The organism is Sporosarcina ureae (assembly GCF_002082015.1).
GTDB lineage: Bacteria > Bacillota > Bacilli > Bacillales_A > Planococcaceae > Sporosarcina > Sporosarcina ureae_A.
Map to the genome: position 1 here is coordinate 3320035 of NZ_CP015109.1, position 21143 is coordinate 3341177.

Sequence of the window (21143 nt, forward strand, 5' to 3'; positions counted from 1 at the left end):
ATAATTGTCAAAATGACTATTTTGCGCGTCTTTTTATGTTGTTTACAGCGTATTCGTTACCGTTTTTAATTAGCCATACAGGGTATAGTAAATATAGTTATCATTTTGATACAAGGAATGGGGACTAGGCCTATGCTCAAACGATTACTATTGAAGATGCGTGAAAGTATTTGGTTCATTCCAAGCGTGTATACGATTCTCGCATCTATTTTTGCGATTGCTACGGTATTAGTCGACACAAAGTATAATAATGACCTGAAAGAATACATACCTAGCTACTTCAGAACGACAGTAGATTTAGCGCAAACGATTTTAGGTACGTTATCAGGCGCATTGCTCACTATGACAACCGTCACGTTTTCGACGATCATGGTCGTGTTGACGATGTATTCTTCACAATTTTCACCACGAGCACTTCAGAATTTCTTGAACAAATCATCTACTCAACGTGTGTTAGGTATCTTTATGGGGGGCTTTGTCTACACCATACTGTCGTTACTATTCATGCGTAAAGCATCCATCAATCATGAAGTGATATCTGCTTCTGTCGGAGTCGTACTTGCAGTGGTTTGTTTAGCATTCTTCGCATTTTTCATACATAACGTCGGAACTTCGGTTCAAGTAAGTCGACTTATTCGTGAATTAACCGATGATGTTCTCAAATCGCTCAACAGTGAAAGAAATGGAATGAAAAGAAAGCGCGTCGTCTGGAGCGATGAAAAGCCTTTTTTTGCACAAAGCTTTCCATTTGTTACGGAAGTGAGGGGTGAAAAATATGGCTATATACAATATATCGAGTATGAGAAATTGACGAAATGGGCGATTGATCACCAAGCGATTGTGGATGTAGTAAAACCAATCGGCGCATTTTGTGGAACGCATACGAGTATTGCTACTGTATATTCTCAGAAAGAACTTTCTACTGACAACCTTTCATCGCATTTCGTATTAGGTGAAGAACGCTCGATTTTACAAGATGTAGAGTATGGGATCGAAAAAATTGTGGAAATCGCATTGCGAGCGCTATCACCAGGAATCAATGACCCGAATACTGCTGTCCGTTGTATTCATTCGATAGGGGAAGTGTTGCAGCGCGCTACTTTGTTACCAGGAGGAATTGCGGTGACGTATACGGAGGAGAACAAACCGTGTGTAGTGACGGTGTATCCAAGTTCAGAAGACTATTTCTATGCAGCGTTCAGCCAAATTAGTTATTACGGTAAAGAAGATGCAAGTATTCTCAATGCTTTATTGGACGCTCTTCTGTATATTGCACGTAATGCGGAAGATGAAAAAACGAAAAAACTCGTTTTGCTGATGACCAATTACGCGTGGAACCATTTCACTCATTCAGTACTTGAGCCCTTGGATAGCTCGCGGTTGCAAGAGAAACGTCAAGTGATAGACGAACTGACGAAGTAAATGAAGAGGTTGGGACAGAACAGAAAAAACGTTAGGGAATGAGTCCTTTACGCTTTTAATCTGTTCTTGTCAGTAACTATTTTTTTAGAGTATCAGAGTGTACCGGAAGGGAGAAAGGCCGACTCCTGAGGGATCAGCGTGCGTCTTGAGACCCTAGATGGAGCAAAGCGAAGGAAGCACGCCCCACGGAAAGCGTGCCTTTCGGATTGCAGGGAAACGGGGCGAGATAGGTATATCCGAGCCTCACATTATAGAGTATTATCCATATGCTTTCTGATGTGCTTTTTTTCGCTTAATATAATCCTCATCTTCACGAATTGCATCCCATCGTTCTTTGAAAATCTTTGCAGACTCTGCCTTGATCGGATCCATATCGCGCGCCTTTACCGTTCCGTCTTCATTATACTTCCGTCCACTTTTATGATTCGCGTAACGACGAGCGCGTGTATAGCCCATTTGAATGAATTTACGTGCCATGTCCATGCCGACAAAGTCATCCTGCTTTCGATATTCTTCAAAAAGCTGACAAATTTGATCTGCGGACTCTTTCGCAATTTCAGGCGTCTTAAAACGCCAATGAGGCAAAATTTCACTTTTGTAAGGCTCAACTAACAATACACCTTGTTCACCTTTTCCTACTCTATATAATTCGGGCTGTTTGCGTAAATCTAACGTACTGTAATCCAAATCATAATCGAAGGGCATTTACTCACATCCTTTTTCTTCTACAGTACCCTTGATAGAATGGTGAAAAACGTGAGAATACATTATGTAAAATACTTTACAATCGAACGTACATTCTTTATACTGAAACAAAGGGAGGGAACGAATGTGCGGTGTTCATTAGAAAAGGCGTTACGATATGGTGATATTCTCGAAGTGATGTATGAAGCGAAGGATGGTTCCATTAGCAAACGAAAAATCCGTGTACTGACTATACATGGCAAAACATTTACAGCATACTGTTTTTTGCGTAATTCCAAACGAACTTTCCTGATCGATCATGTACTGGCAGTTGTTCCTGTAAAAGTGAGAGAAGCGGTTGTAGTTTAATCGAAATCATATAGAGTGAACGTAAGCGATTTGTCCTGTTTTTGTAGGATACATCGCTTTTTACGTTGTTCGAAGTATGAAATAATGAAACACAAGAAAATCAAATTTCATATAAAACTTGATAGTTCATGTATAATTTAAAGCATGACAATCATTTCTGAGGTGAAGTTATGATAGACCAGAATGTAACGCATGTAAAAATGCATCCGTTCTATAGACAAGGGGTTCAACATATAGTGGATAGCCAACAAATAGGGGAACAGATAGATGAGTTGAATCGTCATGTCATATGAGCAGAAGCTGATGGCGATGAAGTCGCTGTTGAAAAAGACGACAGTGGTTAAGGAAGTGGAAGAGACTTTCAAGGCACCACCCGCACCAAGCTATGAAAAACGCTGGTTAACAACAGGCATGGAGAAAATAGAAAATGAATTCGGCGTCGTCTATAAGCGTGTGATTCATTATCCGCTCGATACGATGCACGGGGATTTTCGTTTGGGAGATGTGAAGCAAAAGCTGATGAAATGGTCTGAAGCTGATTATTTGCATCCATTAGCCCCAAATGCCGGTAAGCTGCTATTTTTCGATACGGAGACGACCGGTTTGAAAGGCGCTGGTGCTGTCATTTTTCTCATTGGGCTACTGGAATTACAGTCCGATGAATTCATCATGACACAGTATGTGTTGCCGAATCCCGATCATGAAGCGGCATTTCTTTATGCATCAGAATTGTGGAAAGAAGGACTTACACTCGTCACATATAATGGGAAAAGCTTTGATTTCCCTCAACTCCAAACACGTTGGTCATTACATCGGAAACTGTTGCCACCACTGCCTGTCCCGCATCAAATTGATTTGTTACATGGATCGCGCCGAATTTGGAAAGGGCAGATGGAATCATTCAAGTTGACCGAAGTAGAGCGAACGCAGCTAGGCTTTCACCGGAAAGATGATATACCTGGCCATATGGCGCCTATTATTTATCAAGATGCGGTGAAAAATGGTCGCGCAGAAATTTTGATGAAAGTCATGTGGCATAATGAATGGGATATTCTATCGCTTGTGACACTGTTTAGCCTATCCACTGATATGGTCATGGAAGAAACTAGTCAGTCAAATGCCCAAATCGCAACGAATATCGCCAAATGGTTTCAAGATCTCGGTTTGAAAGATCATAGTTATATCGAACTCCAACGAATTGCAAAAGAGTACGGGACGAGTTATCCTATGACGCATTATCATTTAGGTTTTTTACTAAAGCGTCATAAAGAATTCGATCGAGCCATTCAATCATTTGAAATCGTTGCAACGTATGGCACTGGCAGAGAACAAGTACTAGCTTACGAGGAACTAGCAAAGTTATATGAACATCAAGTAAAGGATTACTCGCTTGCATATGCGCGCATACTAAGTGCGGATCAACTATTGCAGCAATCCGATGAATTTACTTCACGTTTTAGTCATCGGATGACGAAGTCTTTAGCAAAACGGGAAATGCGAGTGAATAGAAAACTATTTCCTGGGCAAGCGCAAGAAGCGCCACGAGAAGAACAATAGTCTTTTTCGGTAAGACAAGGAATGACAACATATGCTATAATGACCTTATGGAATCACAGACGGAAGGACGTTTTGTCATGGAATTAAAGCTGGATACGAAAACGATTTTAGAAAAAGAATTTAAACAAGCCATTCGAGGGTATAAACAAGAGGAAGTGGACTGGTTTTTGGATGATGTCATTCAAGACTATGAAACTTTTAAAAAGGAAATTGCACGTCTACAAGAAGAAAACACGAGATTGAAGTCAGAAGTCAATTCTTCCCAAAGACGTTCTCAAACACCGGCTCCTCAAACAACGAATATTGATATCATTCAGCGCATTGCGAATCTTGAAAGAGAAGTATTTGGCGACAAACTGGTTCAGCCCGAACAGTAAAATGACAACTTGAAATAGAAGAACCGCCACAGTGTGAATGTGGCGGTTCTTTTTCAATTCATTTACGTTCATTTGTCGTTTGGATTAATTCCTCCAGCGATGTATAATCTTGAACAAAGTCTAAATGAATGGCTTCCCATAAATAATGGGACGCAATGGAACGTTCAGGTGCCCAAAGTGGTGATTTCTCAACGAGTAGCTGACGTCGTTCGGACTTTTCCACTCCATACAGCCACTGTGCAGCTCGCTGGATTCCTACGTCATCGACAGCAAGCACGTCTGGACGGCCAAGTGATAAAACCAAAAACATTTCTGCTGTCCATTTACCGATGCCTTTGACATTGATTAATTGTTTGAGAACCGTGTCATCATCGTAATCTGCGATATGGAGAAGATCCAGATCACCATTTGCTATTTTATCCGCAAGGTCCTTGACATATTCGGATTTTCTCATAGTTAAGCCTACTTCTCTTAACTCTTCTTTTGACGTCTTAATCAACCCGTCAACCGTTATATGCCCTCCAAGCAAATCGAGCAACCGAGCGTAAATCGCGCTCGCTGCTTGTACTGAGATCTGCTGCCCAATCATGGATCGAACAATAGACGATAAATAATCTGTTCGTAAAGGTATTTCCATATCGCCAACTAGCGAGATCAACTGTTTCAGTTTAGGATCTTTTGCGCAAATAGATTGAACTGCTGGATCCTGTGTAGTTATGTGAAGTATTTCCAAATCGCTCACCTCTAGTTTTTAAGTTGTGTGGAAATGGCATCACACACCATCCTTCAACCATTTTGCCGTCAATGTATCAGCAGACAGCATCTCTTGCGGTGTGCCTTCAAAGAGAATGGTTCCTCCACGTTTTCCACCGCCCGGACCTAGCTCGATTACCCAATCACTAGCTGCAATGAAGTCAAGGTTATGTTCGATGATGATGACTGAATTCCCTTTGTTTACAATCTTCTGGAACAACTCGAGTAGCTTACCATTGTCACTCATATGCAATCCTAATGAAGGTTCATCTAACAAATAAATTTGTCCTTCGTTCTGTAAGTGGCTCGCCAGTTTAAGTCGCTGTATTTCTCCACCGCTCAATGAACTCGTCGTTTGTCCTAACGTTAGATAATGTAAACCGACTTCATCGAGCATATCCATCCTTTTTACTATCTTGGGCATAACAAAATATTCTTTCGCTTCGTCTACTGTCAATTCCAAGATTTTTGCGATATTTTTCCCGCGGTATACATAAGAAAGAGCTTCATCCGAATAGCGCAATCCTTCACAAGCTTCGCATACAACGGTTACCGGGTCCGCAAACGCCACATCTGGAGTGGTGACGCCTTTCCCGTCACATACTGGACAAGCCCCTAACGAATTAAAGCTGAATAAACCAGCTGGCTGTCCGGTTTCTTTTGCCAAGATCTGCCGGATGTCATCCATGATTCCCATATACGTAGCTAGCGTAGAACGGCTGGAAATTCCGATACGGCCTTGGCTTACTTTAATAATATCGGGGTATTTTGCCGAAAACGCTTCAAATAGTAAAGAACTTTTCCCTGAACCTGATACGCCACAGACTGAAACGAGAACGTTTTTAGGAATATCAATGGATACATCTTTAAGATTATTTTGATTCGCTCTAGTCACGACAAAATGATCGTTTGATTCACGTGGGTGTTGATTGATTTCTATTTTGTGATCCAGTTTCGTTAATGCAGAAGCATTCTTTAATCCAGCCGGCTTCCCTTGATAGACGATTTCACCGCCTGCTGCACCTGCACCGGGACCCATTTCTACAATTTCATCCGCCACCTTTATAATGGATAAATCATGTTCAATCACAATGACGGTATTGTGGTTAGCTTTCAAACTTTGGAGCATCTGAATAAGCATATCGACTTCTTCCGGGTGAAGACCTGCGCTTGGCTCATCGAAAATATAACTAATATTGTTTAAACTGCTCCCTAAATGGCGTGCAATTTTTACTCGTTGCGCTTCACCGCCAGAAAGAGTTCCCATTTTTCGTGACAGGCTTAAATAGCCGAGTCCCAAATCAATCAATTGCTGCACATTGGGAATCGCCTGCTGTGCAATAGACTCTCCAAGAGGATCTTGGATATTTTCTAGTTCGGGCAGAAGCTCTGTTAGTTCCAATTTATCGTATTCAGCAATATTGAAACCGTTGATTTTACTCTTCAACACTTCTGGATTTAACCCTGAGCCATCACAAGTGGGGCATAATGTATGTGTCGATACAGCCAGTACATCTTCTTGAGACGTTTGTTTGAGTTTCGTAATATCTCGATTAATATATAGACGTACGAACCTCGGTAATAAACCGTCCCATTCATGATCATGCGGACCATCTTTCGTATGGAATGGTGCAAACACTCTTTCGCCTTCAGGCGGTCCGTAGATCAATAAATTATACTGATCTTGCGGGTACTCTTTAATTGGTAAATCGGGGTCGAATAAACCGCCTGTCATCATCCATCTACCTTGCCAACCGGAAGGGGACAACGGCTTAAACTTTACAGCGTATTCTCGGAGTGACTTGTCCAAGTCGATGATTTTATGCAAGTCAGGGTACACTACTTCACCGAAACCGTTACACTGTGGACATTTACCAAACGAACTTTGACTGGAGAAATCCGTCGCCGAGCCAATTGCGGGTGTACCGATGCGCGAGAACAATAGACGAATCAATGGATGAATGTCCATATACGTCCCAACAGTCGAGCGAGTATTTCCGCCAACCGGCTTTTGCTCTACCACAATAACAGGGCTCAAATGCCGCATCAGATCCGCACGTGGCCGTTCGTAACGAGGCATTTGGTTACGTACATACAACGGGTAATTCAACGTCATCTGCCGTCTACTCTCCGTTGCCAACGTATCAAACACTACCGAACTTTTGCCTGATCCAGACAAGCCAGTAAACACCGTAATCTGTTCCTTAGGCAAATTTATATCTATATCTTTCAAATTGTTTTCTCGTAATCCACGCAAAACAATCTCATCTTTACTATCCTTCACAATGAGAGCCCTCCTTTACACCATAAATACTAGTCTTGCTAGATGAATTCCCTGTTTTACAGAAGTTACACTAAGTAATTATAGAAGGGAAGGGGGAGAGACAGACTAACTCTCAACGCCCCGTAATTGCGATCCGATCCACATGGTGTTGTTTTTTAATTGGGAAAGTGATCAATTCACGCAAGCGAAGTCGTCTTCGCTCATTAATTCGCTTAAGCGCTCATACTTTGGCTTCTCCCGCTCATTACTTCGCTCGGGCGCTCATACTTCACTCGTATCCGCTCTATACCAAACGTTAACCGCTCATAAACTTTATCCAACCGCTCAATACCGCTCAAACCACTCGATATCCACACTAAATGACCGCCGGTACGTGATCGATATCCAACTACTTCGCTCTCCAACTCACTTCCAACAGTAAATCTAACTCATTCCAATCAAATCCATTGTGTAACTTACTGATATGGTGTATACTCAGGAGTGCCATAGAGAGTATTCAGGTAATCGCTGCAACTTCGGTTGTAGAGGAAAGTCCATGCTCACACGGATCTGAGATGACCGTAGTGTTCGTGCTCGGTGAAAAAATAAGCCGGGGCAATGCATATGCATTGATGGCGGGAATAACTCCTAAGTCTTCGGATATGGACTAGATTCCCTGAAAGTGCCACAGTGACGTAGTCGGCATGGAAACATGTCGAGTGGAACGGGTAAACCCCACGAGTGAGAAACCCAAATTATGGTAGGGGCGTTCTTCCGAAAGAATTCAATGGAGGAAGGAACAGGCAATAGTCTGTAGATAGATGATTACCACTTCAAGTACGAGGCGTGAGCCGTTTGAGTACCGAAGAACAAAACATGGCTTACAGAATATTCTATGGCATTTACCTTACAATTAGCTCTCCTACAGTTTTGGGAGAGTTTTTCTTTTTATAGAAATGAACGCATACATAACCCTTTCAAAAATCGGAAAGGATATATTGACCTGAAGTAAAGAATGGAGTGTCGAAACATGAGTGAATACAAATTAGTAGCAACCGCTGCGATGGGACTTGAATCCATCGTCGCGTCTGAAATAAAAGATCTTGGCTATGAATGTCAAACAGAGAACGGGAAAGTCTACTTTACGGGAGATGAAGAAGCTATCGCGAGGGCGAATATGTGGTTGCGCGTAGGCGACCGTGTACGGATTATCGTCGGTGAGTTCAAAGCCTTTACATTTGATGAATTATTCGAACGTACGAAAGCTTTGCCGTGGGAAGAGTTCTTGCCGGTCGATGCGGCGTTCCCTGTGTCTGGTAAATCCGTCAAGTCAAAATTATTCAGCGTACCTGACTGTCAAGCCATCGTGAAAAAAGCGATTGTGGAACGATTGAATAGCGCGTATAAACGTACTGGGTTCTTAGGTGAATCAGGGCCGCTATTTAAACTAGAAGTATCTATCTTAAAAGACAAAGTAACGTTGACAATAGACTCAAGTGGCCAAGGTTTGCATAAACGCGGTTATCGAATGGCGCAAGGGGATGCGCCACTGAAAGAAACGATGGCAGCTGCACTCGTGAAACTCTCTAAGTGGAGCCCGAATCGTCCGTTTGTAGATCCGTTCTGTGGTTCAGGTACGATTGCGATCGAAGCGGCTATGATTGGACAAAATTTAGCGCCAGGTTATAATCGTTCATTCTTAAGTGAAGAATGGCCTTGGATGAAAGCAGACGTATGGGATCGTGTGCGCGAAGAAGTAGAAGATGTTGCGAAGTACGATTTGGAACTTGATATTCGTGGCTTTGATGTAGATCACAATATCGTCTCTGTGGCACAGCGAAATGCGATGGAAGCAGGGTTTACAGATTTGATTTCTTTCGAGCAACGAGACGTACGTGATCTGATATTGGAAGGTCAAAATGGAGTGTTAATCGCCAATCCGCCATATGGTGAACGACTTGGTGAAGTGGAAGAAGCGGAAGAGATTGCAGAGACACTTGGTGAGATTATGAAACACTATCCATCTTGGTCTGTCTATATTTTATCTTCACTTGAAAACTATGAAACGATGTACGGCAAACGTGCAACAAAAAAACGTAAACTATTTAACGGCTTCATCCGTACTGATCTGTATCAGTTCTGGGGACAGCGTTCATAATTAGACGGGCAGGAAGAGGAGTAGATCCCTCTTCCTTTCGCTTGCATTCAGGAGGAGTTAGTATGAGTACAAAAATTCCATTTGAGTTGGATAAAGGGCAAACATTTTACGAATCTCTCAACGATTGGCTTGGGGATACGTTATATGATGATTTAACAGAAAAAGGATTCGAATGCCGGGATGAACAAATTTATATGGCATTTCAAATAGAAAAAGCGCTGAAAGAAAAGAACGTCTTACTTGCAGAGGCAGGAGTAGGTACCGGAAAAACGATTGCGTACTTATTGCCGGCTATTGCGTATGCGCGTTATACAGGGAAGCCTGCCGTGATTTCTTGTGCGGATGAAACATTGATTGATCAATTGATCAAAGAAGAAGGCGATATTCAGAAATTGAGTACGGCACTTAATATGACCGTGGACGTCCGTTTGGCGAAAGCACGTAATCAGTATATCTGTCTAAAACGTTTGGAAGAGACTAGTATGAAGACGAACGAAGATTTTGTTGATTTGGTGGAAGATCAGATGCCGGAGTTCGTGCATGCGGAGCGTTCATTGCAATCGGTATATCCGTATGGCGAGCGTTCAGATTATCCGTATTTGGCTGACGACGAGTGGGAGATGATCAATTACCACCCGATCATGCAATGTGCGGCTTGTGATATTCGTAATCGTTGCGGTCAAACGATTCACCGTAATCATTATCGTGAAGCTGCAGACTTGATCATTTGCTCACATGACTTCTATATGGAACATTTGTGGACGAAAGAATCTCGTGTTAGACAAGGTCAATTGCCTTTATTGCCAGAAGTATCGATGGTCGTCTTTGATGAAGGACATTTACTGGAGTATTCCGCTCAGCGTGCGTTGACATATGAAGTGCAAGAACAAACGATTATCAACTTACTTGAACGGATTATGGTGGATGGCATCCGAGAGAACACTTTGCAGTTAATGGAGCAATTGCTTGAGACGCATGAACTGTTTTTCAAACAGTTGAAAAGTAATGCTACGCAAAATGACAATGAACGGTTAACGATCGAAAAGAATCCGGAGATGATGAAGCTAGCTAAAACAGCTGTCGCATTATCCAATGAACTTCTTGAAGAATTTGTTTTTGAAGGCGAATTATATGTCATTCCTGAATATGACTTGAAAATTGTCGAGGAGTATTTGGAGCAGTACATTTATTCAATGGAGCTATTTGCAGGCGACAATGACGCAGTAGATTGGCTTGAAAATCGTCGTGAAGATAGTACGCTGCTCATTATGCCGCGACTGGTCACGTCCATTTTAAAAGAAAAATTATTTACAGGCACGATGCCCATTATCTTCTCCTCTGCTACATTGTCAGTTGAGAAATCATTTGATTATTTAGCATACAGTTTAGGGATCGTAGATTATCAATCATTTTCTATCGCATCGCCATTCGACTATGAAAATGTCATGAAAATTCATTTGGAACAAGGGAAGACGGAAGAGAATATTGCACGCCTTTCTGAGTTATTGGAAGAAGAGGAACAGACATTGGTATTGTTCAATTCCAAGCAATCAATGATGGAAGCATACGATCAATTACCGCTTGAACAAAGCGTCATGGTGACATATGAAGGGGAGCGTTCATTATCTTCATTAGTGAAAGACTTCCAGCAACGTAAAGTATCTGTCTTCTTCTCGTATCATTTGTGGGAAGGTCTGGATTTACCGAACGACGCGTTGACTCGTGTCATCATCTTCGATTTGCCGTTTCCACCGCATGATCCATTATTCCAAGCTAGAAGGGAATATGCGGAAGATCCGTTTGATGAAGTGGAACTACCGTTTATGCTGTTGCGTTTGCGACAGGGAATTGGTCGTTTGATTCGAACGAGCGATGATCACGGTTCGATTCATTTATTTGTCAAGCCGGAGAATATAGAATTACTGCCGGTTATTGAACGGGTGCTACCTGTACCGTTCTCGTAACAAGATAGTAAAAAGCGTGCAGACGTCGGAATTCCGATGTCTACACGTTTTTTTGACTGTTATCGTTCTTCGTCAATGGTGAGCAACAAGTTCAAAATCTGATCATCTTCAAATTTTACGGGAATTTTAAACGCTTGCTTAAAGCCGTAAAATTTAGTTTGCCCTGTCATGACTGTAGGCGGCGAAATATCCAACGTCAGGTCTTCTTTTTCTAAAACCATACAGAGATTTCCTGCAATCATATTTCCGAGTTCTCCAGTGAATGACTCAGCCATTTCTCCTTCGATTTGCATACCGAACATAGCTAGACCAATTTCACTGACAATGGATTGTGTAGGTTCTACAATTAAACGGCCTTTAATATTCCCAATTAAACCAATCAATACACTGATTTCACGTTGTTCATAAGGTTGCTGTATAAGGGCAGGGGAAAGTACTTGGAATTTTAATGGAATTACAGTAGTAAGGGAAGCAATCGTTGCATTTAACACTTTTTGTACATTTGTTGCTGTATCCATCTAAAGAAACGCCCTTTCGCGAATAAGTTTGTAGTTCAATCATATCACCAATCATGTCCAAAAGACTAGTTAAATTTTCAGTGAATAGTTAAACAGTCACTATTCATTCGCATCCTTCCATATTAGCCAACACGATCACGTAGAGAACAAGTGCACAATACTTTCTCTATTAGAAAAGTAATACTTATAAAGTAACTATCTATTTTTTCACGCATTAATGGTATGATGAGATGAGTTTAAATTGAAAGGACGACGATTATGTCTACAAATCATGAATTTTTACAGCAATCTGCTACATATGGACAGATTTTTTCCAGCAATGAAGATGATGAACGCAAAGCAAAGACGACATTACTTGCTAATAAAATAATCGACAAAGAATATACAATTGCATTTGCCGGACACTTTTCGGCAGGAAAATCTTCGACAATCAATGCATTAACAGGAGACGACCTTCTACCATCCAGTCCTATTCCAACAAGTGCGAATATTGTAAAAGTACATAAAGCGGATGAAGATTATGCGATTATCCATCGTGTCGATGGGAGTGCAGTGAAATTCAGCGGCCATGGTTTTTCTGAAGGCGTGAAAGCGTACAGTAAGGATGGGGCTGAAGTTTCATTGGTTGAAATCGGCCATACTGAATCCAATTTACCTGAAGGAATTACGGTAATGGATACACCAGGCGTCGACTCGACAGATGATGCACATAGATTATCCACCGAGTCCTCATTACACTTAGCGGACCTAGTATTCTATACGATGGATTATAACCATGTACAATCTGAAATGAATTTCCGTTTCACAAAAGAATTGATGCGTTATAACAGTAACGTCTATTTAATTATCAACCAGATCGATAAGCATCGCGACAGTGAATTATCATTCGATGAATTCAAAAAGTCCGTTGAAGATTCGTTCAAATTATGGGGTGTAGAGCCAAAAGGGATTTTCTACACGTCATTGAAACAACTAGATCACCCGCATAATGATTTTGAAAAAGTCAAAGCAATCGTGGATGGTTCGATTGAACACCGCGAAGAGAATTTTGAACAGAATATTGAGCAATCCTTATTGAAATTAAAAGATGAGCATATGAAATATCTTCAGCAACAAATAGACGACTTGAAAAAGAATCATTCGGAGATCCTGAGCGAATCCGAGTGGGATCAGTTTGAAGAGCTGAATCAAGATTTGAAGGATGCAAAAAAGCGTCTCGAATTAGTCTCCGGAGACGAATTTTATGTGAATTTCGAGAAAGAGCGCAATGAATTATTGTCGAACGCAGGACTCGCGCCGTTTGAAACAAGAGAATTACTAAAGGATCATTTAGAAGCGAAGTCACCGAAGTTCAAAGTCGGTTTACTATTTGGTGCGAAGAAGACAGCAGAAGAGCGCGATAGACGCCGTCAAAAGCTAGACGATAATATTTCTGGTCTAGCCCACACGCAAATCGAAATTTATATGAAGTCTTTAATGAAAAGTTCATTGAAACAAGCGGGGATCTTAACCGATGAGCGTTCACTTGCGATTGACAATATGGATCTGACACTACCGTTTGACGAAGTGGATGAACAACTGCATGTTCAAGAAGTAATTACCGGTGAAACCATTTTGAATTATGCAGAGCAAATGAAGCGTGCCATTCATTTAGTGTATAAACGAAAAACGGATAAATGGAAACAGGAGATGTCTGTCATCGCGAAGGAATCCGGCAGCGAGCAATCAGGACCTCTCGTTGAAACCATCGCCGTGCTCCAAGAAAAAGTAGATGCATTAAAAGAAATGAATAAATGGCAAGAGCGCATGGAATGGGTCGATAAAGAAATCGCCAATCCGTCCGCGCCGACACGTATGGGTCGCGATCAATTGGTGGCTGAGTGGCAACAGCCTAAAAAAATCGAAACCATCGATTACGTAGCAAAAGTAGAAGAACAAGAAACGACTGCTGGAGTAGTAGAAGAAGTGGTGGAAGAACAACGTCAAATTGTTGATTCAGAAAAAGCGATCATTCATGCGCAGCATATCGCAGGGTCTGTTGAAGCTATTCCTGGATTTGCCGAAACAGCATCGTATTTGATGACGAAGGCAGACCGCTTAAAAGGACAAGAATTCACTGTTGCATTGTTCGGCGCATTCAGTGCGGGGAAATCTTCATTCTCTAACGCGTTGATTGGTGAAAAAGTGTTGCCTGTTTCACCGAATCCGACCACGGCTGCGATCAACCGAATCCGTCCGGTAAGTGAAGCACACTTGCATAATACTGCTGATATCCACTTGAAGGATGAAGCCACGATGACCGAAGACGTAGCGTTGTCGTTTCATGCACTCGGTATCGATATTTCTTCACTTGAAGATGCCTTCAATAAAACGGATGCGGCAATGAAACAACCGCTTGAAGACGAAAATTTGCACATCCATAAGTCGTTCATCAGCGCATTCCAAAGAGGATATCCAGTGTATACGTCTGCACTCGGTACGACATTGACGGTAGAACGTGAAGAGTTCACGAAATTCGTTGCACAAGAAGAACGTAGTTGTTTCGTCGACTCGATCGATTTCTTCTATGACTGTCCGTTAACTCGCCACGGTATTACATTGGTAGATACACCCGGAGCGGATTCGATCAACGCGCGTCATACCGACGTAGCATTTGAATATATTCGAAATGCCGATGCGATTCTTTTCGTGACGTACTATAACCACGCATTCGCACGTGCCGACCGTGAATTCCTTATTCAGCTGGGCCGCGTAAAAGATGCGTTCGAACTCGATAAAATGTTCTTTATCGTCAACGCAATCGACCTCGCTTCGAATGAAGAAGAAGGCGAAGAAGTAAAAGGCTTCGTTGCCAATGAGTTACAGAAATTCGGAATCCGTAATCCACGAGTGCACGGTATTTCCAGTCTGGAAGCATTAGAAGGTAAATTAACTCAACAACCGAATCCATTGATGGTCGATTTTGAAGAGAAATTCTATTCATTCCTCGAGCATGACTTGCGTGCACAAGTCGTACAGGCACTAGAAGAAGAAACTACGAAAACGATCGATCGTCTCGCTTCATTGATCGACAGAACGATTCAGAACCGTTCACGGAAAGCAGAAAGGCTAGAAGAGCTTGCGACTGCTGAAAAGGCAATTAAAGAGCGTTTTGAAAAGAGTGCAAGTGAGATTTTAGTGAAATCCACTCAAGATGAATTGAGTGAACTCGTCTACTATATTTTACAACGTGTATTCCTACGTTTCGGCGATTTCTTTAAAGAAGGATATAGTCCGTCCACTTTCGCGAAGAATTCATCGGATAAAGCATTGAAAATTGCATTGGCGGAAACTGTCAATATGGTAGGCTTTGATTTAACGCAGGAATTGAAAGTAACGAACTTGCGTATTCTTCAGTACATGAAGAAACAATTGCTAGAACGTCAACGGATGGAAGTTCGTGCATTGTCCGATATGGACCAATCAATTGTTCCGTCTCCATATGAGCCGAACGACAAAGACATGCTGTCATTCGAGACGCCATATGAAGATCCTATGGTGTACAGTGCGGTCAATAAATCGTTCAAAAATCAAAAGTCGTTCTTTGAGCGCGGGGATCGCGATATCTTGAAAGCGAAGCTAGAAGAAACATTGAAAAAAGATGCATCGAGCTATTTGGGTGATCAGAAAGAACGTATTGAGAAGTGGGCAGACTTATGGATTGACGATGAGGCAGAAGCATTACGCGTTCATTTATTGCAAGAAAGTCTAGTGCAAATCGAATCGGAGCGTACATTGCTTGACGGTTCGGAGCAGCTGGAACAATGGCAGAACATCTACGAAAAAATCCGTCAAGGGGAGCTGGTTCAATGACACAAGTATTCGTATCTATTCACGACATAGAGACAAGTCAGGTGAAATGGATCGATGCGCGCTTTTCATTACAAGATGAAGAGCGTGGCAAACTTGATTATCAAAAAGAACACGTAACAGGCGCAGTTCATTGGGATTTAGAAGAAGATCTATCAGGTACTTCAGCAGAAGGCGGACGTCATCCGTTGCCTTCTACTGAACACTTGACTGAGCTATTCCGTAAAAGTGGGTTGGAACGTACAGATACGATTTTGATTTATGACGACGGGGGCAATCCTTTCGCAACTCGTGCTTGGTGGATGTTGCAGTATGGAGGATTCACGAATGTGCACGTCGTAACAGAAGGATACGCTGAATTACGCGAAATCGTTGACGTAACAAGTGACTCGGCTACACCTGCACGCTCCACGGTGGAACCGCAGTGGCAAGACCAGTTATATGCAAGTAGAAGCGAAGTCGAAGAAGTGGTGGCGGGCAATCAAGCGTCACAGCTTGTCGATGCACGTTCTGAAGTTCGTTATCGTGGAGAAACAGAACCTCTTTACCATAAAGCAGGCCATATACCGACCGCGCGAAACTTTGATTGGGAACAATTGAAGCAAGACGGACAGTATGATGTGCAGCAAGCGAAAGCACAATTACAACAAGTCGTATCACCTGAAGATGATGTCATCGTCTACTGTGGTAGCGGCGTAACGGCTTCCCCTTTATTCGCAGCACTTACAGAACTGGACTATCCACATGTAAAATTATACGTCGGCAGTTTCAGCGATTGGATTTCCAAAGACGACGCACCGATCGAAACCGCCATAAGGGGTTGAAACACGATGCACTACGCATTACTCGGAGATATTCATTCATCCAAAGAAGATTTGCAAGCTGTACTGGCACAAATTGCAGATGAAGCACCTGAAGCCACTCTTATTGGGACAGGTGATTTATACGAATGCACGGTCAGCAAAAAAGACCTTCATGGGCAGATGTATCCTACTGTCGAGGAAGTGATTAAGCATCCGGAGGGTATCGATGAACTATTCACGTTTCCATCCACCTACGGCAATCAAGAAGAACGAATTCTGTTGCTGACCGAGCAGACGGAACCTATACGGGACTTCTTGAACGACTTACCGGAGACGTTGAAGGCAGATGATGCAATCCTCATTCACGGTCATCAATGGCCGCATAACGAAGCAGAGGCGTGGCTTGCTGAACATTTGCCAGAATCACGCCTAGTCTTTCACGGACATACGCATCGATCCACTTTCACAAGAGATGGACAATCCATATCGATTAGCTGGAACGAAGAGCTTTCGGTGAGAGATTCACGAACTGTTGTCAACGTGGGGGCTGTTGTGGATTCTAGAGAATGGGTGTTGTATGATTCTGAAAAGCAAACTGTTAGATTTATGAAAGCGTCACAAGGCTAAAAGGGTTTATGTCTGACTCGTTTAGTGGAGGAGTGAGTAGTGAAATGACTAGAAAAGCATCGCATTTTGCGGTGCTTTTTTGTTATTAAAATATATTTGGATATCTCTGGTATAATGACGTTGAAGCTATTATATAAGCGATACACCCGAAACGATTCATGTAGAGTTTTAAAGATAAATGGATCGTTCGGTTAAATAAAAGGCGTAAATGACATTGCACTTACACAAAGCAGAAAAAAAGGGAGCAACGAAATGCGTAAAACAGCTTGGATCTTATTGATTATTACTATGATCATTTTAGGTGTTGTTTTTCTAGGGAATAGAGCCAGTCAGGATGCGATTTTAAGTAAGGATATACACTCGGCTTTAGAGCAAGAAGAAAAGCTAATTGATTTAACAACAATGACGAGTTTTGAATGGGGTGCTGTAGAGGTATTTGGTCCGTATACGACAAATGAGATAATTGAAGATTCGATGGATATCCGATTCAGAGGTGACAGTGGGGGCATCGATGTACTTGAAGATCGATTTTTATTAGTATTTGCTGATGAGAAAAACGCAGTTAAAACGGCGGTTCTATCTAGAAAATACGGAGACTTTTTAATTAAAGATAATAAAATATTACTTGTTGAATAGGAATGTCAATGACAAAATGTGAATAAGTGTGAGTAATTCCGATTGAAATTAATATTCTATAATAGAGGGCAATTCTGAAATGAAAATTATGCCACTACAGGTTATTAAATTGTATATAGGTGGGTATTTTCAAAAACATAGTAGATTGTCTACTAAAAAGCTATGGCAAATAAGTATTGGAAGTGCATTTTTTATCACTTGGTTTAGTGGAACAATTGGTGCGATAATAGGCGAAACGCTTACTAGAGGCAGTATGGAGACTATAAATGTAGAAGGAACATGGGTGTGGGGAACAATTTATGCTTTTGTTTTACTTCCGATCACTGTCCCTTTTGCTCGTTTCGTAATTGATATATTCCGCAAGCTCATAAAAAAATAACACCCGTCCCTTAAGCGAGTGCAGTTGTTGAAGACGCATGGATCCTGAAACGGGCCATTTAATTAAAGAACACGTAGTAAATAAAGTTATACTTATATTTAAAATTGGGGGTGTGGCAATGGCGATCGCTGTAGGGTATGTAATTGCATTGTTAGGTGCTGTTATCGCTTATCAATATAGCAAGGGAAAATCGAAAAAAAGAAAATACCAGGTGTGGGGATTTTCTCTTATGTTACCGATTTCACCAGCCTTGGCCTTTTCCATTGGATTAACCTATGCTGTGATTGTTAAAAATGGCTGGGCAGCGTTGATTATGTGGTACATTTTCCCGGTTATTTTTATAATAGGGCTTATGATGTTATTGGTTGGAGTTTTCAAGAGGGAAGAATAAAAGGTGATTATAAGTTATTAACAAACTGGGCGCGATTGTCGTAAAACGAAATTGCACCATTCTACGGAATAAAGGAGGGCATGTGCTACTTTGGAAAATATAAGTCAAGTGAATTAATCTAAGAAAACAGGGAGGAATTTCAATGAAACCACTGACGAAAAAACGTTTAAAGGGATACTTGATTGATCTTGCAATTTCCACTGCCGTATCGGCTGGGGCGGAATACTTTCTTAGGAAAAAAGTAAAAAACGAGGCGGTTCATGTATTAGTCACGCCGACAGTCGTCATGTGGGCACTGGAATATGCACAGCTGCGCCAGTTCGGGCAGACTGCAGGTTATAATGTAAACGGACTTGTCGTTACAGATGAAAAGGGTGCTCGTCTGACATCCAAACAAATTGCAAAGCGAATGGCATACAGAGATACACTGAGCACCTTCGATTATTTGAAAAATCGTAATGCATTTGAGGGAAAGAATGGAGGCGAATTCCCGCACGACCGATATGCTGGAACAGTGGTGAGGGAAGGTAAGCGAATTGAAAATCAATGAAGCGTTTATATCTTTGTAGGAACTATAAAAAAACAAGGCTTCGTCATGGATTTCAAAAAATAAGACATAAATGTATTCTAAAAATGGGCACGATAATTGAATAAATTCGTGCTTTCCAGAAAAGGGCCATTTATAATTGTAGCAGTTATTTTGATAATAACTCTATTTTCGTTAGAGATTTAATTAAGACGATTAAATAAGACAACCGAAAAAATAGTGGAATTGCTTTTTAATCTCATTGGTAAAAGCCAATCTAATATGAAGACAAAATAAATGAAAAACGATATTCATTAATCGGGCGCGTTTATTGAGGAAGCTTCTCTGAAGTCGGTTAGTTGATCTTCGCTACAGCCAGCGACTCCAGGAGGTTCACCGCACGCCCATAGGACACGCGTCTGGCTGTATCACAGATCAACGGGTTGTAACCACTATCCCGTTATCGGTGGCGTTAATGGCTAATTGTTATGTAAGAAACGAATGAGATTGAGTGAGGAGTAGCCATTTTTGGTTACTCCTTTTATAATAGATAAAACAGACGAGAGTGGTGAGAGTCATGCTATCTGAAGAAATAAAAAAAGAACTTGTAGACTTGCTAAATGAACGAGTAAATCCGTCATTTATTTTAATATTTGGGTCTCATGGAAAAGGCACTGCTAGAGAAGACAGTGATATTGATTTGGGTTATTATGCAGTTGATTTACTTTCATCATATGAACGTTTTATATTAGCGGGTGAACTAGCACAAGTTGCTAAAAGGGAGGTCGATTTAGTCAATATTCGAGAGGTAGATACAGTATTTGCTATGCAAATTTTTTCAACTGGTAAGTTACTTTCTTGCCGTGATGAAAATGAGTTTGTAAAACAGCGAATGAAGGCTTTTAGTATGTACATTAACCTTAACCAGCAACGAGCAGATGTATTAGAAAGCATTCGGGAAAGAGGGAGTGTGTTCGGCGATGAATGATGTGATTTTAAATAAAGTGACAACCATCGAACGTTGTGTGAATCGAGTTCATGAAGTATATGATCAGAGTGTAGATAACCTAAAAGATTTTACTAAGCAAGATAGCATTATTTTAAATATTCAGCGTGCATGTGAAGCTAGTATCGATTTGGCAATGCATATCGTCAGTGAAAAGAAGTTAGGCGTACCAAAAGCAAGTCGTGATGCATTTAAGATGTTGCAAGAAGCTACTATTATTGATGAATCATTAGCCAGTACACTAATGAATATGGTAGGTTTTAGGAATATTGCTGTACATGATTATCAATCAATAGATTTAGAGATTTTGGAAGCAATTGTAGAAAAGCATATTAACGACTTTAAAGACTATACGAAAATCGTCTTACGTGTTCTTTAGGAAGGTAAGTCAGTTAATAAAGTCACTTGGTGAATCTGTATTCTTAGAAGTTTTTCAGGCTTGAAGGATATCTGCGATTTGATAAAATTAGGCCTTCGGAGTATTTCTAATAAATATGTGTCTAGTACCTCAAACGGGCCATTTTATTTAGAATACTAGAGTTGATGGATTGAATCGGCTTAGAATATTTGAAGTAGTAGGTTTTATTATTGGTTGAATAGGAATTTTTGCGTTTATGAATTATACAATAGTTAAAAAGTATTCCCTTACCGATATCGAAATGTATCCAATTTACATTGTCTGGGCTGTAGGGATGATTCTAATGTTTGTTATGAGATACTATCGAAAAAAACAGTGATTCTGGTTTGTTAAATAAAACTGATTTCGTTTAGTTTTCTCAATAATCGGGCGCGATTGTCGACGAGTTTCTCTGTAGTCAGCTAGTTGGTCGGAGCGGAAGCCGGCGACTCTAGGAGGATCAG

At 41.2% G+C, this 21143-nt stretch carries 19 protein-coding genes and 1 other RNA gene; 16 read left to right on the top strand and 4 right to left on the bottom strand.

Annotated elements, in window-relative coordinates; all coding sequences use genetic code 11:
• Positions 1-132 precede the first annotated feature (132 nt).
• Positions 133-1422 (top strand): DUF2254 domain-containing protein, encoded by a 1290-nt coding sequence (locus SporoP17a_RS16175; RefSeq protein WP_167693456.1) that lies wholly within the window; start codon positions 133-135, stop codon positions 1420-1422.
• A 258-nt stretch (positions 1423-1680) separates the two neighbouring features.
• Here the strand turns inward: SporoP17a_RS16175 and SporoP17a_RS16180 are convergent, their stop codons facing one another.
• Complete coding sequence (locus SporoP17a_RS16180; RefSeq protein ID WP_083035642.1) at positions 1681-2127, bottom strand: DUF4385 domain-containing protein; 447 nt, start codon at positions 2125-2127, stop codon at positions 1681-1683.
• A gap of 126 nt (positions 2128-2253) precedes the next feature.
• Here SporoP17a_RS16180 and SporoP17a_RS16185 point away from each other — a divergent pair, with 126 nt between their 5' ends.
• From SporoP17a_RS16185 to gpsB, 3 genes are all read left to right on the top strand, one after another.
• Positions 2254-2475 carry a transcriptional regulator gene (locus SporoP17a_RS16185; protein ID WP_083035643.1) on the top strand — a complete coding sequence of 74 codons (222 nt, stop codon included), beginning with the start codon at positions 2254-2256 and terminating at the stop codon, positions 2473-2475.
• Positions 2476-2757: 282 nt separating this feature from the next.
• Entirely contained in the window at positions 2758-4032 is a 1275-nt protein-coding gene (locus SporoP17a_RS16190; RefSeq protein WP_083035644.1) for a ribonuclease H-like domain-containing protein, read from the top strand.
• Positions 4033-4109: 77 nt separating this feature from the next.
• Positions 4110-4409, top strand: a complete 300-nt coding sequence (gene gpsB, locus SporoP17a_RS16195) for a cell division regulator GpsB (RefSeq protein ID WP_083036176.1) — start codon at positions 4110-4112, stop codon at positions 4407-4409.
• A gap of 58 nt (positions 4410-4467) precedes the next feature.
• On the opposite strand, the gene SporoP17a_RS16200 is transcribed toward gpsB, so the two are convergent.
• Positions 4468-5142 (bottom strand): DNA-3-methyladenine glycosylase family protein, encoded by a 675-nt coding sequence (locus tag SporoP17a_RS16200; RefSeq protein ID WP_083035645.1) that lies wholly within the window; start codon positions 5140-5142, stop codon positions 4468-4470.
• A 39-nt stretch (positions 5143-5181) separates the two neighbouring features.
• Positions 5182-7446: an ATP-binding cassette domain-containing protein gene (locus SporoP17a_RS16205; protein WP_083035646.1), complete on the bottom strand. Its 2265-nt coding sequence runs from the start codon at positions 7444-7446 to the stop codon at positions 5182-5184.
• 492 nt (positions 7447-7938) lie between these two features.
• Between SporoP17a_RS16205 and rnpB the strand changes: the two genes are divergently transcribed.
• The 3 genes from rnpB to SporoP17a_RS16220 all read left to right on the top strand — a co-directional run bounded on the left by rnpB (position 7939) and on the right by SporoP17a_RS16220 (position 11547).
• Positions 7939-8314, top strand: an RNA gene (gene rnpB, locus SporoP17a_RS16210) — RNase P RNA component class B.
• Between the two features lie 141 nt (positions 8315-8455).
• Positions 8456-9583 carry a THUMP domain-containing class I SAM-dependent RNA methyltransferase gene (locus tag SporoP17a_RS16215; RefSeq protein ID WP_083035648.1) on the top strand — a complete coding sequence of 376 codons (1128 nt, stop codon included), beginning with the start codon at positions 8456-8458 and terminating at the stop codon, positions 9581-9583.
• Positions 9584-9645: 62 nt separating this feature from the next.
• Positions 9646-11547 carry an ATP-dependent DNA helicase gene (locus SporoP17a_RS16220; protein ID WP_083035650.1) on the top strand — a complete coding sequence of 634 codons (1902 nt, stop codon included), beginning with the start codon at positions 9646-9648 and terminating at the stop codon, positions 11545-11547.
• A 59-nt stretch (positions 11548-11606) separates the two neighbouring features.
• On the opposite strand, the gene SporoP17a_RS16225 is transcribed toward SporoP17a_RS16220, so the two are convergent.
• Positions 11607-12065, bottom strand: coding sequence for a chemotaxis protein CheX (locus SporoP17a_RS16225; protein ID WP_083035653.1), 459 nt, complete (start codon positions 12063-12065; stop codon positions 11607-11609).
• 258 nt (positions 12066-12323) lie between these two features.
• Here SporoP17a_RS16225 and SporoP17a_RS16230 point away from each other — a divergent pair, with 258 nt between their 5' ends.
• The 9 genes from SporoP17a_RS16230 to hepT all read left to right on the top strand — a co-directional run bounded on the left by SporoP17a_RS16230 (position 12324) and on the right by hepT (position 20661).
• Complete coding sequence (locus SporoP17a_RS16230; protein ID WP_083035655.1) at positions 12324-15917, top strand: dynamin family protein; 3594 nt, start codon at positions 12324-12326, stop codon at positions 15915-15917.
• A complete protein-coding gene (locus tag SporoP17a_RS16235) occupies positions 15914-16738 on the top strand; it encodes a sulfurtransferase (RefSeq protein ID WP_083035657.1) in 825 nt (274 codons plus the stop codon). The genes SporoP17a_RS16230 and SporoP17a_RS16235 overlap by 4 nt, the downstream gene beginning before the upstream one ends.
• Before the next feature lie 6 nt (positions 16739-16744).
• Positions 16745-17344: a metallophosphoesterase family protein gene (locus SporoP17a_RS16240; RefSeq protein ID WP_083035659.1), complete on the top strand. Its 600-nt coding sequence runs from the start codon at positions 16745-16747 to the stop codon at positions 17342-17344.
• A gap of 252 nt (positions 17345-17596) precedes the next feature.
• Complete coding sequence (locus SporoP17a_RS16245) at positions 17597-17980, top strand: hypothetical protein (RefSeq protein ID WP_083035661.1); 384 nt, start codon at positions 17597-17599, stop codon at positions 17978-17980.
• 79 nt (positions 17981-18059) lie between these two features.
• Complete coding sequence (locus SporoP17a_RS16250; RefSeq protein WP_083035662.1) at positions 18060-18359, top strand: hypothetical protein; 300 nt, start codon at positions 18060-18062, stop codon at positions 18357-18359.
• A gap of 118 nt (positions 18360-18477) precedes the next feature.
• On the top strand, positions 18478-18750 hold the full coding sequence (locus tag SporoP17a_RS16255; protein WP_083035664.1) for a hypothetical protein: 273 nt from the start codon (positions 18478-18480) through the stop codon (positions 18748-18750).
• Between the two features lie 142 nt (positions 18751-18892).
• Positions 18893-19300 (top strand): RDD family protein, encoded by a 408-nt coding sequence (locus SporoP17a_RS16260; protein WP_083035666.1) that lies wholly within the window; start codon positions 18893-18895, stop codon positions 19298-19300.
• A 553-nt stretch (positions 19301-19853) separates the two neighbouring features.
• Entirely contained in the window at positions 19854-20264 is a 411-nt protein-coding gene (mntA, locus tag SporoP17a_RS16265; protein ID WP_083035668.1) for a type VII toxin-antitoxin system MntA family adenylyltransferase antitoxin, read from the top strand.
• Positions 20257-20661: a type VII toxin-antitoxin system HepT family RNase toxin gene (gene hepT / locus SporoP17a_RS16270; RefSeq protein WP_083035669.1), complete on the top strand. Its 405-nt coding sequence runs from the start codon at positions 20257-20259 to the stop codon at positions 20659-20661. The genes mntA and hepT overlap by 8 nt, the downstream gene beginning before the upstream one ends.
• Positions 20662-21143: the final 482 nt, after the last annotated feature.